The sequence below is a fragment of the Streptomyces cyaneochromogenes genome, assembly GCF_003963535.1.
GTDB lineage: Bacteria > Actinomycetota > Actinomycetes > Streptomycetales > Streptomycetaceae > Streptomyces > Streptomyces shaanxiensis.
In genome coordinates this window covers 4,408,381-4,421,538 of sequence record NZ_CP034539.1, presented here as the reverse complement: position 1 = coordinate 4,421,538, position 13,158 = coordinate 4,408,381, and the positions used below count along the sequence as shown (strand labels likewise).

Below are 13,158 nucleotides of genomic sequence, written 5' to 3'. Positions count from 1 at the left end.
CTCCGGCGGAAGGACACGTGAAGTGCGATCCTCCCAGCGACTCTCCGTCGCCATCGCCTGCTCCGGCACCGAGTGGCCGCACGACTGGCCGGCCCGGGACGATCCGTACGTGGGCCGCGTCGTGCGGCTGGACCCGCCCTTCCGGGTCCCCGAGGGCACGGACGCCGTCGTGCTGTGCTGCGACGACCCGGTGGACGCCCTCGCCGGTCTGTCGGCCGCCGACGTCCCCGTGATCGTGATCAGCCCCCGCCGGGACACCGGGACCATCGTCGAGGTGTTCCGCGGCGGGGCCGGCTACCTCGTCGAGGGCGACTACTGCACCTGCATGCTCTCGTCGGCCGTCGTGGGCGCCGGCGTGGGGCACACCTACCTCTCCCCGGCGGCCTGCGCCGCCCTGCGGGAGGGTGCCCTGCGGGGGCCGGCCGGCGGTCAGGTGACGGAGCGGCTGCGGGCGCCGCTGTCACCGCGCGAGCGGCAGATCATGGACCTGCTGTCGACCGGCCTGGGCGCGCAGGAGATCGGGCTGCGATTACGCCTGAGCGAGAAGACCGTCCGCAACAACCTCAGCAACATCTACGCCAAGCTGGACGCACGCGGAAGGACGGACGCGGTCCTGCGATGGCTGGGAGCCGCGCCCGCGCTTCGCACCTGAGAACAGTGATTTTTCGGGGCTACGGTGCCGGAATCTCCGACAGCGGGACTTCCACGTCGGTGACGTTCTCGCCGCCCGCACCGAATGCCGGTTCCGACCTGAGGGCCCGCGTGGAATTCCGCAGTCCCGCGGCCTCGGGGGTCCCGCACTTCACATTGCGCAGCCACAGACGCCCGTCGGGGGTGCCGTTCTTCAGGATCTGCGGATAGAAGACGTGCACGCTCGCGGCGCCCTCGCTCGGCGAGAAGAACACCTTCTGGCCGTCCTGTGGCTCCTTGTACGTGGCCCGTATGAAGCCGCTCACATCGGTACGCTTCGCGGACCACATGAAGAAGCCGATGCTGTCCGCCTGTACGGTGTCCGTCCTGCTGAACGCCAGAGTGGTCGTCTTGTCGTCACGTGTGATGTTGATCTCCGACGTGGCGAACTTCCCGCCGATCTCGAAGAAGGAGTTCCCGAGCATCGTCGAGGAGTCGGTGGAGAACCCGTTCTCGAGCTGGATGGTCCGGGTGACGGACGTACTCACGTTGAAGGTCTTCGAGGCGGTACTCGTCGATCCGCAGTTGTCGGTCACCGCGGAGACCCGTTCATTGGGCCCGAGGCTGTTCCGCTTGAACTGGACATCGACGAACTCGCAGTTCTCCAGCTTGTCGGAGTTCGCCGAGCAGTCGGCGGTCACCTCGGAGGGGGTGGCGGCCCCCGCCGAGTTCATCAGCGGGACGGCCACCGCGACGGCGACAAGCGGGGACAGGGCCAGGGTGATGCGCTTCTTCTTGCTCCGGTGGCTTCTGGTGCGGCCGGCGCGTGTCATGGGGTTCTCCTGTGGATTGTGCGAGGTCAGGGGAGATCAGGGGTTCAGCAGTCGGCCAGTACGGCCTTGGAGGTGCCGTCCACGACACCGGGGGCGCCCGCCGCGCCCGGCAGGACGACGGGGCCCTCGACGACCTCCGGGGCCACGAAGTTCTGCTCCGGAGTGGCGTTGGTGACGGTCGTCGCCTCGCGGGCGTCGATCCGCACCCGCCATTCACCGGTCATGCGCTGCATCTTCGGCGTGAACTCCATGTGGAGCACCTTGCCGGCCGGCACTTCCCGCTGTTCCGTGTCGCCGGCGGTCGCCGACCTGACGGTCATGTCCAGCGTTCCCTTGTGCGACTGCCAGGATCCGCTGAGAAAACCGAAGAGGCCGCCACCGGCGCCCTGTTTGGTCGACGTGTACTTGCCCTCGCCCTGGGCCGCCGTCGCCGACCAGGTGACGGACACCTTCGCCGGCTCGGTGGCGTTCGGCTCGCAGTTCGGGAAATCGATGGACGACTTCTCGGTGGGCCCGTCGAACGTCTCGAACTTCGTCTCGACGAAATCGCAGTTGTCGGCCGCGAAACCGTCTCCCAGACCGCCACCGAAATCACTCACCGACTGCTGCTTTCCGTTGACCACCGCAGACCGTTCGCACATCGACGTGATCTGCTCCGGCGTCTTCTCATCGGCAGCGTTCGCCGACGGCAGCAACGCGATGACGACCCCGCCGGTGGCGAGCGCCGAACCGATCGCCACAATCCGGATCTTCTTGTTCTTCAGTCTCCGCTTGGACATGAGCAGAATTTTGGATTCCCTTGACCGGCACCGACAGGGTCAAACGTCCCTACTTGTGAGTCACGTGAGATTCGCCTCAGCAACGCCTGAGATTGCCCGACCGACTTGCATCTGACGCATCGTCAGGTATGGCGCTACGATGCTGAGTCCACCGTGTGAGAGGGGCCGTGATGGGCAAGCTCGACGGACGGGTCGTCATCGTCACCGGGGCGGCGCGCGGACAGGGGGAGCAGGAGGCGCGCCTCTTCGCCGCGGAGGGCGCGAAAGTCGTCGTCGCCGATGTGCTCGACGACCAGGGCGCGGCCCTCGCTGAGGAGATAGGCGCGCTGTACGTCCACCTTGACGTGGGCCGGGAGGTCGACTGGCAGGCCGCCGTCGCCGCCGCACGGAGGGCCCACGGTCACGTCGACGGGCTGGTCAACAACGCCGGCATCCTCCGCTTCAACTCCCTCGTGGACACGCCCCTCGATGAGTTCATGCAGGTCGTACGGGTCAACCAAGTCGGCTGCTTCCTCGGCATCAAGACCGTCGCGCCGGAGATGGTCGACGGCGGCACGATCGTCAACACGGCCTCGTACACCGCGGTGACCGGCATGGCGGCCGTGGGGACGTACTCCGCCACCAAGCACGCCATCCTCGGCCTCACTCGGGTCGCCGCCCTGGAGCTGGCGCCCCGCGGAATCCGCGTCAACGCGATGTGCCCAGGCGCCATCGACACCGCGATGTCCAACCCGTCGCTGCTGGATCCGGGGGCGGACGCCGAGGAGACGTCCAGGGCGCTCGACGGGCTCTACCGCAAGCTCGTGCCGCTGGGCCGGATCGGGAAGCCGGAGGAGGTGGCGCGGCTCGCGTTGTTCCTGACCTCGGAGGACTCCTCTTACATCACCGGGCAGCCGTTCGTGATCGACGGGGGCTGGCTGGCCGGGGTCTCCGTCATCTGAACGCTATGTGACTGCTCGTCAACTATTGACCATCCATGCGCCCGGTGCCACAGTCGGCGGCAGATCGCAATCTGACGAAGCGTCAGAAACTACTGGGGACGGTGAACCTCCTTGGAATTCGGGCTCTTTGTACAGGGATACGTGGGCAAGCGTGCCGAGACCGACCCGCTCGCCGAGCACAAGGCGCTGATGGAGGAGACCGAGTACGTCATCCAGGCGGACAAGTCCGGCTTCAAGTACGCGTGGGCCTCCGAGCACCACTTCCTGGAGGAGTACTCGCACCTCTCGGCGAACGACGTCTACCTGGGCTATCTGGCCCACGCGACCGAGCGGATCCATCTGGGGTCCGGGATCTTCAACCCCCTCGCCCAGGTCAACCACCCCGTGAAGGTCGCCGAGAAGGTGGCCATGCTCGACCATCTCACCGGCAACCGGTTCGAGTTCGGCAGCGGGCGGGGGGCCGGGTCGCACGAGATCCTCGGGTTCCTGCCCGGGATCACCGACATGAACCACACCAAGGAGATCTGGGAAGAGACCATCGCCGAGTTCCCCAAGATGTGGCTCCAGGACGAGTACGTCGGCTTCCAGGGCAAGCACTGGCAGCTGCCGCCGCGCAAGGTCCTGCCGAAGCCGTACGGGAAGTCGCATCCCGCGATGTGGTACGCGGCCGGGTCGCCGCCGTCGTACGCCATGGCGGCGAAGAAGGGGCTCGGGGTGCTCGGGTTCAGCGTGCAGAAGGTCGCCGACATGGAGTGGGTGCTGGAGCAGTACAAGACGGCGATCGTGGACGCGGAGCCGGTGGGGGACTTCGTCAACGACAACGTGATGGTGACGACGACCGCCATATGCGCGCCCACGCACGAGGAGGCCGTGCGGATCGCGGCGAGCGGGGGGTTGCACTATCTGCCGTCGCTCGTGTTCCGGTACCACGACACCTTCCCGCGGCCCGAGGGCTTTCCGGTGTGGCCGGAGACGCTGCCGGAGTACACCGAGGAGTTCGTCGAGCTGCTCATCGAGGAGGAGCTCGTGATCTGCGGGGATCCGGACGAGGTGCTGCGCCAGTGCAAGCGGTGGGAGCAGGCCGGGGCCGATCAGTTGAGTTTCGGGTTGCCGGTGGGGGTGCCGAAGGAGGAGACGTTGCAGACGATTCGGATGATCGGGGAGCACGTCATTCCCAAGATCGACACGGATCCTGTTCATCGGACTTCGCGGTTCCGTAGCGCTGCTTGATCGCCGTCGGCGGCTGCGGGTTCGTGGGGGCTGGTCGCGCAGTTCCCCGCGCCCCTTAGCGGCATATCCCACACGTGAGTTGAGGAGTTGACGTCATGCTCGATCACCTCATCAAAGGCGCGACCGTCGTCGACGGCACGGGCGCGCCTGCCTACACCGCCGACGTGGGGATACGCGACGGCCGTATCGCCGTCATCGGCTCGGTCACCGAGGAATCCCGGACCAGCGAGGACGCCTCCGGTCTCGTCCTCGCCCCCGGCTTCGTCGACCCCCACACCCACTACGACGCCCAGCTCTTCTGGGATCCGTACGCGACCCCGTCCCTCAATCACGGGGTGACGACCGTCGCTGGCGGGAACTGTGGCTTCACGCTGGCGCCGCTCAATCCCGCCCGGCCCGAGGACGCCGACTACACGCGTCGCATGATGTCCAAGGTCGAGGGGATGTCCCTGGTCTCGCTCGAGGAGGGGGCGCCCTGGAGCTGGAGTTCGTTCGGGGAGTATCTGGACGCTCTTGAAGGGCGCATCGCGGTCAACGCCGGGTTCATGGTGGGGCACTGTGCGCTCAGGCGGTACGTCATGGGGCCGGACGCGATCGGTGGGCAGCCCACCGGCGAGCAGCTCTCCGCCATGCTCAGCCTCCTGCACGACGCGATGGACGCCGGGGCGTGGGGCTTGTCCACCACCCAGTCGTCCACCCACTCCGACGGGGACGGGAAGCCGGTCGCCTCGCGGCACGCCGGTCCGGCGGAGCTGCTGGCGCTGTCCAGGGCGGTCGGGGAGCACGAGGGGACGCAGATCGAGGCGATCGTCGCCGGGTGTCTGGATCAGTTCAGCGATGCCGAGATCGAGCTGTTCGTGGAGATGAGCGCCGCTGCCGGGCGGCCGCTCAACTGGAACGTGCTGACCATCGACTCGGCGGTTCCGGAGCGGGTGCCCCGGCAGTTGCTGGCGAGTGAGCGGGCGCGCAAGGCGGGCGGGCGGGTCGTGGCGCTGACCATGCCGATCCTCACGCCGATGAACATGTCGCTGGGCACCTTCTGCGCGCTGAACCTGATTCCCGGCTGGGGGCCGGTCCTGGGGCTGCCCGTGCCCGAGCGGATCGCCCGGCTGCGGGATCCGGACGTGCGGGCGGAGCTGCTCCGGCACGCCGGGTCCAAGGAGGCGGGTGTCTTCCGGCGGCTGACCAACTTCGGGCGGTACGTCATCGGCGACACCTACAGCGAGGCCAACCGCGGGCTGAGCGGGCGGGTCGTGGAGGACATCGCCGAGGAGCGCGGGCAGGAACCTTTCCAGTGCCTGGTGGAGATCTGTGCCGCCGACGATCTGCGTACGGTCCTGTGGCCCATGCCCACCGACAACGACCCCGCGTCCTGGGCGCTGCGTGCCGAGGCCTGGCAGCACGAGGACGTCATGCTGGGCGGCTCGGACGCGGGGGCGCATCTGGACCGGATGTGCGGGGCGCCGTACACGACGCGGTTCATCGGGGACTGTCTGCGCGGGCGCCGGCTCACCAGCCTGGAGCAGGCCGTCAAGATGCTGACGGACGACCCCGCGCGGCTCTTCGGGCTGCGGGAGCGGGGGCGGGTGGCGGAGGGCTTCCATGCCGACCTCGTCCTCTTCGATCCGGAGCGGATCGATGCCGGTACGGCCACCCTGGTGCACGACCTGCCGGGTGACAGTCCGCGGCTGGACTCCAAGGCGATCGGGGTGCGGGCCGTGTGGGTCAACGGGGTCGAGGCGATCCGCGACGACGTGGTGAGCGGGGCCGTGCCGGGGCGGGTGCTGCGTTCGGGGCGGGACACCAGGACGGTGGCCACACGGTGAGCTCCAAGGCGGTCGATCGGCAGCGGTTGTTCGTCGGGGGCTCGTGGGTGGAGCCGGACGGCGGGTACTACGCCGTGATCGATCCGGCGTCCGAGGAGACCGTCGGATGGGCTCCGGAGGCCTCGCGGGATCAGGTGCACGCGGCCTGTGCCGCGGCCCGCGAGGCCTTCGGGCCGTGGTCGCGTACCGCGCCCGAGGAGCGGGCGGCCGTGCTGGCGCGGGCGGCGGACATCATCCACGGCCACCTCGCGCCGTACGCCGAACTGGCCCAGGCCGAGACCGGCGCGACCATGGGAACGGCCCGGGGCATGCAGGTGGGCGTCGGCGCCGCCCGGTTCCGGCGGTACGCGCGCGTGGAGCCCGCCGAGTGGGCGATCCCGCCGCAGATCAACGAGGCCGGGCCGATGGGGAAGGCGGGCGTGATGGGCGCGCTGGCCGTGCGGCAGCCCGTCGGGGTCGTCGCCTGCGTCACCTCGTACAACAACCCCTGGGCCAATCCGGCGGGCAAGATCGCGCCCGCGCTTGCCATGGGCAACACCGTGGTCGTGAAGCCCGCCCCGCAGGATCCGCTGTCCGTCTACCGGATGGCGGAGGCGCTGGAGGCGGCGGGGGCGCCGGCGGGTGTGGTGAACGTGGTCTCCGGGCGGGCGGTGGAGGTGGGGGAGGCGGCCGTCGGCTCCCGGGACGTCGACATGGTGAGCTTCACCGGGTCCACGGCCGTCGGGCAGCGCATCGCCGAGGCGTGCGGACGGGACATGAAACGCCAGTTGATGGAGCTCGGGGGGAAGGGCGCGGCCCTCGTCTTCGACGACGCCGATCTCGGGTCGGCGGTGGCCGGGATCGGCACGACCTTCTCCTTCTACAGCGGGCAGATCTGTACCGCGCCCACCCGGGTGCTGGCCCAGCGGGGCGTGTACGACCGGCTGGTCGAGCAACTCGCCGCGTACGCACGCCGGTTGACCGTCGGGGACCCGCGCGAGGCGTCCACGATCGTCGGGCCGGTGATCTCCGCGGAGCACCGGGACCGGGTGGAGTCGTACGTGGAGGCGGGCCGCAAGGAGGGCGCGGTGGTGGTGGCCGGGGGTGAACGGCCGCCGTACGAGCGGGGTTTCTACGTCGCGCCGACTCTTCTCGCGGACTGCTCCAACGACATGCGGGTCGCCCGGGAGGAGATCTTCGGGCCGGTGGTGTCCGTCATCCCCTTCGACGAGGAGGAAGAGGGCATCGCCCTCGCCAACGACACGGATTACGGACTGATCGACTACGTCTGGTCCGGCGACGTGGCCCGCGCCTTCCGGGTCGCCCGGCGGCTGCGGGCCGGCGGGGTGGGGGTGAACACCGTCGGGCGCAACATGGAGGCGCCGTTCGGGGGGTTCAAGAAGAGCGGGGTCGGGCGGGACGTCGGGTCGTACGCGCTGCACGCGTACAGCGAGGTGCAGGCGATCGTGTGGCCGGGATGAGGGGAGTCCGCTCGCCCCGGTCAGAGGTCGAACACGGCGCGGAGGCCGATCTCCACTGCTTCCATGATCCGCTCGCTGACGGGGCCCAGGTCGTCGGTGAAGCGGACAGCGGACAGTGTGCGGAACTCGCCGAGGACGATGGTGCCTGCCGATGGTGAATCGACCGGGATGTCCACAAGTGTGGCCTCACGCACCTGCTGTGGGTAGATCAACACGCAGGTCGCGGACTTGTTCTGGGTGTTGAGCGCATCGGAGGAGATCACCAGGACGTGCGCGGGACCTCCGGCGAAGGACAGTTCGTAGACGTGCCCCCGCTTCACCGGCCTGCCACCCGGCCCCACCGCTCCAGGGTGGCTTCCTCGCTTTCGGCGGGCTCTGCGATCGTCGGCACGATTCCGGCCTCGGCTCGCACCCGCGCGGACTTCTCCAGTTCCTCGGAGAGCATCTGCCGACGCAGTATGCGAGCCGTGTAGGCCGATGCGTTGCCCTTCGCCTTCACGAAGGCAGCCACGTCATCGGGCAGGCTCATCGTCATGTTCACCGTCATGCTCCCATCATATCAGCCTCAACATCCGGGGGTATGGCTAATGAGCTGGGCTGTGTGCCCGGTCGCCGGGCCTTCACCGGCTCGGCGAACTCGACCTCCCTGCACGCTCCTCCTCGGCGAAAAGGACCAGCCCGAGGTGATCCGTTGCAACGAGGAGATGGCGGCCCGGATCCCCGGCTGCCGGCTGCTCCGTCGGCCGGACTGCGACCACTTCCCGACGCTGCGGGCGCCGGAGGCTCTCGTACGGCTGGTGACGGAGCTGTGCGAGCGGGCGCCGGCCGCGTGACCGGCGCCGTACGCGTCAGTCGGTGAGGTCCACCCGGATCGTCAGCAGGTGCGTGCCGAACGCCCGCACCCCGGCGCTGTTGAGGCGGGGCAGGCCGCGCAGGCGGGCGACCGGGTCGTCGTCCGGCAGCAGTTGGGCCGTGCCGTTGTGCCAGCGCCCCCGCAGGCGCACCCGCACCCGCGGATCGGCCTTGATGTTGCGGACGTACTGCGACTTCTCGCCGAACTCCGAGACCAGCCAGAAGGAGTCACCGACCCGGCGTCCGCCCACCGGTGTCTGCCGGGGCCGGCCCGAGACGCGGCCCGTGGTCTCCAGGACGGTCTGGAGGGGGAGGCGGCGCAGGACCGGATTGCCGACGTGGCGCTGGAACGTGGTGGCGGCGCGGAACCTGAGGTCGGCGAGGCGGGACATGGTGGGTGCGTCTCCTGTCTCGTACTGTCTTGCGCTGTCTCGTTCTGAGGATCAGGGCGCGACGGTCGAACTGTTGCTTCAATGGTCCCCGACGCGGCGTGACGAGAGCGGGTGGCTGCCGATGCGGGTCGTGACCTGGAACCTGTGGTGGCGCTTCGGCCCCTGGGAGGCCCGGCAGAAGGCCATCCTCGCCGAGCTGCGCGACCTGCGCCCCGACATCGTGGGCCTGCAGGAGGTGTGGGCCGCCGACGGCGAGAACCAGGCCGAGTGGCTGGCCACCGAACTCGGCATGCACTGGGCGTGGGCCCCCTCGCCCGCCCCCGAGCGCTGGCGCCGCCGGATCGGCGACCCCACGGTCGACATCGGAAACGCGGTACTGAGCCGCTGGCCGGTCGCCGCTCAGCGCACCCTGCGCCTCCCGGCCCCCTCCGACGTCGACGACGGCCGCCTCGCCCTCTTCACCCGCCTGTCCACCCCCTCCTACGACATCCCCTTCTTCACCACCCACCTCACCTCCGCCCTGCACGGCTCGGCCGTACGCTGCCGCCAGGTCACCGCCCTCGCCGAGTTCGTCGGGGAGAACCGCGGGGACACGCCCTTCCCGACGATCGTCACCGGCGACTTCAACGCCTGGCCCGACTCCGACGAGATCCGTCTCTTCGGCGGCCACCGCACCGCGCCGGTCGTCCCCGGCCAGGTCTTCTTCGACGCCTGGCAGTACGCCGACCCGCACGCGCCCTCCGCCACCTGGGACCGCGAGAACCCGTACGTCGCGACCGGCCTGGAGCCGAGCGTGCGCATCGACTACATCCACGTGGGACCACCCGGGACGGGCGGCCTGGGCCATGTACGCGGCGTACGACGGGCGGGAGCCGGCCCGGTCGACGGCGTCTGGCCGTCCGACCACGCGGCCGTCGTGGCCGACCTGGGGGATGGGCCGATGCCCTGACGGCGGCGGTCGCGCACGCGTGCCCGGCGGGTACACCGGGTTCGCCAAGTCGCTCACGCCGCCGATCGGATGGCCGTCGACGGACATCTTCGTGGCCTTGCGCCAGTCCTGCGAACCAGCAGAACTCGTTCAGTGGATTCCGGCTCCTACGAACGGCCCAGGAAAATCGGGTTCGTGATCGCCGCCGGTGTCCCCGGCAGCGGCCCCGCCGCCGCCTCGTGTCGCAACTCCGCCCGTACGTACGCCGCGTACGAGGGCGTCGTACGCCACTCCACGACCCCCGATCCGCCCACCGGCAGCGGCGCGCTCGTGAACAGCACTCCCTGGTCGGTGACGAAGCGGACCGTGCAGCGCGGCGCGCCGGTGACCTCCAGACGGACCGTCACCGGTGTGTCCCGGTCGACCTCCAGCCGTCCGCCGATGCCCGCCTGCCGGCCCCGGCCGCCCGACGCCGTGAAGGTGAGGGAGACGTTCTTGGACTCGGCGATGTACGAGCGGCCCGCCTTGATGCCCTCCTGGATCGCCTCGCGCGTGAGGTCGTCGGCGAGGACGACGGTCTGGGGGTAGCCGACCGGGTCGGGGCTGCGGTGGGCGTCGCTGTTGCCCATCGCCGGGATCCAGCCGCGGCCGTTCTCGCGCACCGACGCCACCAGCGTGCTGTCCCAGTCGGCCAGCGCCATCTCGTCGTCCGGCGTCCAGATGCCGTTCCAGACCTCGATCGCGTCCGCCTCGCCGAAGCCGAACTTCCAGTTGCAGCCGACGCAGGTGGCGTGCGGGTGGGCCGGCACGACCAGGCCGCCCGCCCTGCGGATCTGCCGGGCGAACTTGCCGAAGCGGTTGTCCCGGGCCCGGTAGCGCCAGTCGATGAACGTGCCCGGCTCGACGCCCAGCGCCACCACGTGGCCGTTGCGCGTCGTGATCTCCTCGCCCAGCATCACGAGCAGGTCGTCGCCCGCCACGTCGGCCCAGTGCGCGTGCGCGGAGTGCGTGTTGTGCTCGGAGCTGTTGATGAAGTCCAGACCGGCCTCGCGGGCCAGGGCCGCGATCTCCGCGGGGGTGCGGCGGCCGTCGGAGTACCAGGAGTGCAGGTGGCAGTCGCCCCGGTACCAGGCACGGCCCCGGCCCTTCGCCCGCTCCGGCGGGTACGTCGGCTCGACGGGCTCCGCCTGCTCGCCGTACGTCAGCGTGATCGTGATCTCGTAGCCGAGGCCCTGCGGGGCCACCGTGTAGGGGCCGAGGGCGATCTGCCAGGTGCCCGCGTCGATCGGCCCGGGGAGGTAGCCCGGGGTCGCCTCGTCGGCGCGGATGAAGAACTCCGTGCGCGCGCCGCCCGACCAGCCCCTGAAGCCCCTGCCGCCGAGGTCGGTGCCGCGCTGGTCGAAGATGCCGATGTCGAGGGCGTTGCCCGGGGTGCCGGCCGGGACCGACGGACGGTCGTAGGTGTACGAGACCTTGATCTCCCGGACTCCGTCGGGGACTTCGACCGGCACGTACACGAAGTCGGGCGATCCGGGCGGCAGAGTCCCGCGCACCGTGCGGGTCTCGGCGTCGTGCATGTCGTCCGCCCCTCTCGCAAAGGTCACGCTTCCCAACGTAAGCGCGGCCGCGGCGCCCGTCACGAACAGGGCGCGTCTTCCGAGTCTTGCGTCGTCATCACACATGCCCGTGAGCGTTCCCCGTGGGTGTGAACTCGTAAGGAAGGGAAGGAAATCAGCGGGCATCGAGCGAGGGGGAGGCACTGTGGCGAGTGGGGTTTCGGACAGATTCTCGTACGTACTGACGCACACCGCGGTGATACGGCACACCGGTGACGGGCGCACACTGACGAAGAGCTCGGCGAACGAGCGGGCGAGCGGACTGGACCGGCTCGCCGACCGGCCGAGCGAGGAGGCCGTGAGCTGCGACCACTGCGCGGCGCGGCTGCGGGTGACGCTCCGGTCCGCGGCCGAGGTGGAGCGCAGACGGCGTCCGTACCGGCCCTTGTGGAAGGTGTCGGCGCTGCTGACCGTGCTGAGCGGGTGGGGCCTCGTCGAGGTGGTCCGTGGCGGGGACGGGCTGGGCGGCGGGGAGTTCCTGGCGATGGCCGGCAGTGCCGCCGCCACCGTCCTGTTCGGCTGGGGCACCCTGTGGAGCCTGCTGCTGACCCGGAGTTTCGACACCCCCGAGATCGCCCGCACCGACGGCCCCGAGCCGCGCGGCGTCCGGCACGGCTGGGGGTCGCGGCGGGGAGGTCGGCGGAGCGTACGTCCTGAGTGAGGTGTGCCGACCGGTCGGTATCGACATATGACCCCCGGACCGGTACAGATGGGGCATGCGCATCTCCGTCACGATCTTCCTCACCGACGAGACCGTCACCCCGATCCGGCTCGCCCGTGAGCTGGAGCAGCGCGGGTTCGCCGGGCTGTACCTGCCCGAGCACACCCACATCCCCGTCGAGCGCACCACCCCGTACCCGGCCGGCGGCGAGCTGCCGCCCGAGTACGGCCGCACCCTCGACCCCTTCGTCGCCCTCGGCCAGGCGGCCGCCGTGACCGAGCGGCTCGGGCTGGGCACCGGCATCACGCTGGTCGCCCAGCACGACCCGATCGACCTGGCCAAGCAGATCGCGACCCTGGACCACCTGTCCGGCGGGCGGTTCACCCTCGGCCTGGGCTTCGGCTGGAACGTCGAGGAGGCCGCCGACCACGGCGTCAACTGGCAGGCCCGCCGCGAACTCGTCCGCGACCGGATGGCCCTGATGCGGGCCCTGTGGGTCGACGAACCCACCGCCCACGAGGGCGAGTTCGGCGCCGTACGCGCCAGTTTCGCCTACCCCAAACCCGCACAGAAGCCGCGCGCGCCCAAGGTCGTCGGCCCCCGCACACTCATCGGCGGAGCCGCCGGGCCGAAGCTCTTCGCGCACATCAGCGAGTACGCCGACGGCTGGCTCCCCATCGGCGGCCGAGGATTGTCCGAAACCCTTCCCCGGTTGCGCATCGTCTGGGCCGACGCCGGCCGCGACCCGAACGCCCTGCAGGTCGTGCCGTACGCCGTGTACCCGAACCCCGGGAAGCTCGCGCACTACGCGGAGTTGGGGATCGAGGAGGTCGTGGTGCAACTGCCTCCGGCAGAGGAGGCCGAGGTTCTGCGGGTGTTGGACGACTGTGCCGAGTACTTGTAGCCGAGCGGGCGAGCAGCCGACCTGGGGGCGCGGGGCCGTATCGACATGCGGCTCCGCCGCGTGGGCGCGACCAGCCACAACGAGCCCGCACCCGGCAACGCACCTG

15 protein-coding genes are annotated in these 13,158 nt (G+C 70.1%); 9 read left to right on the top strand and 6 right to left on the bottom strand.

Annotation, left to right across the window (positions count from 1 at the left end; all coding sequences use genetic code 11):
- Positions 1-22: 22 nt before the first annotated feature.
- Positions 23-652: a response regulator transcription factor gene (locus EJ357_RS19820; protein ID WP_126392944.1), complete on the top strand. Its 630-nt coding sequence runs from the start codon at positions 23-25 to the stop codon at positions 650-652.
- Between the two features lie 19 nt (positions 653-671).
- Here EJ357_RS19820 and EJ357_RS19815 read toward each other — a convergent pair whose 3' ends face one another.
- Together EJ357_RS19815 and EJ357_RS19810 are read right to left on the bottom strand one after the other, a co-directional pair.
- Complete coding sequence (locus tag EJ357_RS19815) at positions 672-1,463, bottom strand: hypothetical protein (RefSeq protein ID WP_126392943.1); 792 nt, start codon at positions 1,461-1,463, stop codon at positions 672-674.
- Positions 1,464-1,507: 44 nt separating this feature from the next.
- Positions 1,508-2,242, bottom strand: coding sequence for a hypothetical protein (locus EJ357_RS19810; protein ID WP_175647448.1), 735 nt, complete (start codon positions 2,240-2,242; stop codon positions 1,508-1,510).
- Between the two features lie 170 nt (positions 2,243-2,412).
- Between EJ357_RS19810 and EJ357_RS19805 the strand changes: the two genes are divergently transcribed.
- From EJ357_RS19805 to EJ357_RS19790, 4 genes are all read left to right on the top strand, one after another.
- Entirely contained in the window at positions 2,413-3,183 is a 771-nt protein-coding gene (locus tag EJ357_RS19805; protein WP_126392942.1) for an SDR family NAD(P)-dependent oxidoreductase, read from the top strand.
- A gap of 111 nt (positions 3,184-3,294) precedes the next feature.
- The gene (locus tag EJ357_RS19800) at positions 3,295-4,413 is read left to right on the top strand and encodes an LLM class flavin-dependent oxidoreductase (protein ID WP_126392941.1); all 1,119 of its coding nucleotides are present in this window, start codon (positions 3,295-3,297) and stop codon (positions 4,411-4,413) included.
- A gap of 95 nt (positions 4,414-4,508) precedes the next feature.
- A complete protein-coding gene (locus EJ357_RS19795) occupies positions 4,509-6,239 on the top strand; it encodes an N-acyl-D-amino-acid deacylase family protein (RefSeq protein ID WP_126392940.1) in 1,731 nt (576 codons plus the stop codon).
- Complete coding sequence (locus EJ357_RS19790; protein WP_126392939.1) at positions 6,236-7,699, top strand: aldehyde dehydrogenase family protein; 1,464 nt, start codon at positions 6,236-6,238, stop codon at positions 7,697-7,699. The genes EJ357_RS19795 and EJ357_RS19790 overlap by 4 nt, the downstream gene beginning before the upstream one ends.
- A 20-nt stretch (positions 7,700-7,719) precedes the next feature.
- On the opposite strand, the gene EJ357_RS19785 is transcribed toward EJ357_RS19790, so the two are convergent.
- Together EJ357_RS19785 and EJ357_RS48345 are read right to left on the bottom strand one after the other, a co-directional pair.
- The gene (locus EJ357_RS19785; RefSeq protein WP_175647447.1) at positions 7,720-8,019 is read right to left on the bottom strand and encodes a type II toxin-antitoxin system PemK/MazF family toxin; all 300 of its coding nucleotides are present in this window, start codon (positions 8,017-8,019) and stop codon (positions 7,720-7,722) included.
- Positions 8,016-8,246 carry a hypothetical protein gene (locus EJ357_RS48345; protein ID WP_175647446.1) on the bottom strand — a complete coding sequence of 77 codons (231 nt, stop codon included), beginning with the start codon at positions 8,244-8,246 and terminating at the stop codon, positions 8,016-8,018. The genes EJ357_RS19785 and EJ357_RS48345 overlap by 4 nt, the downstream gene beginning before the upstream one ends.
- Before the next feature lie 136 nt (positions 8,247-8,382).
- Here EJ357_RS48345 and EJ357_RS49400 point away from each other — a divergent pair, with 136 nt between their 5' ends.
- Positions 8,383-8,532 carry an alpha/beta fold hydrolase gene (locus EJ357_RS49400; protein ID WP_228473100.1) on the top strand — a complete coding sequence of 50 codons (150 nt, stop codon included), beginning with the start codon at positions 8,383-8,385 and terminating at the stop codon, positions 8,530-8,532.
- 15 nt (positions 8,533-8,547) lie between these two features.
- On the opposite strand, the gene EJ357_RS19775 is transcribed toward EJ357_RS49400, so the two are convergent.
- Positions 8,548-8,943: a nitroreductase/quinone reductase family protein gene (locus EJ357_RS19775; RefSeq protein WP_126392936.1), complete on the bottom strand. Its 396-nt coding sequence runs from the start codon at positions 8,941-8,943 to the stop codon at positions 8,548-8,550.
- A 121-nt stretch (positions 8,944-9,064) separates the two neighbouring features.
- Here EJ357_RS19775 and EJ357_RS19770 point away from each other — a divergent pair, with 121 nt between their 5' ends.
- Positions 9,065-9,892, top strand: coding sequence for an endonuclease/exonuclease/phosphatase family protein (locus tag EJ357_RS19770; RefSeq protein WP_126392935.1), 828 nt, complete (start codon positions 9,065-9,067; stop codon positions 9,890-9,892).
- A gap of 146 nt (positions 9,893-10,038) precedes the next feature.
- On the opposite strand, the gene EJ357_RS19760 is transcribed toward EJ357_RS19770, so the two are convergent.
- The gene (locus EJ357_RS19760; RefSeq protein ID WP_126392934.1) at positions 10,039-11,553 is read right to left on the bottom strand and encodes a CehA/McbA family metallohydrolase; all 1,515 of its coding nucleotides are present in this window, start codon (positions 11,551-11,553) and stop codon (positions 10,039-10,041) included.
- A 79-nt stretch (positions 11,554-11,632) separates the two neighbouring features.
- On the opposite strand from EJ357_RS19760, the gene EJ357_RS19755 reads away from it, so the two are divergent.
- Positions 11,633-12,148, top strand: coding sequence for a hypothetical protein (locus EJ357_RS19755; protein WP_126392933.1), 516 nt, complete (start codon positions 11,633-11,635; stop codon positions 12,146-12,148).
- Positions 12,149-12,203: 55 nt separating this feature from the next.
- Positions 12,204-13,052 (top strand): LLM class F420-dependent oxidoreductase, encoded by an 849-nt coding sequence (locus EJ357_RS19750; protein ID WP_126392932.1) that lies wholly within the window; start codon positions 12,204-12,206, stop codon positions 13,050-13,052.
- The last annotated feature ends 106 nt before the right edge of the window (positions 13,053-13,158 follow it).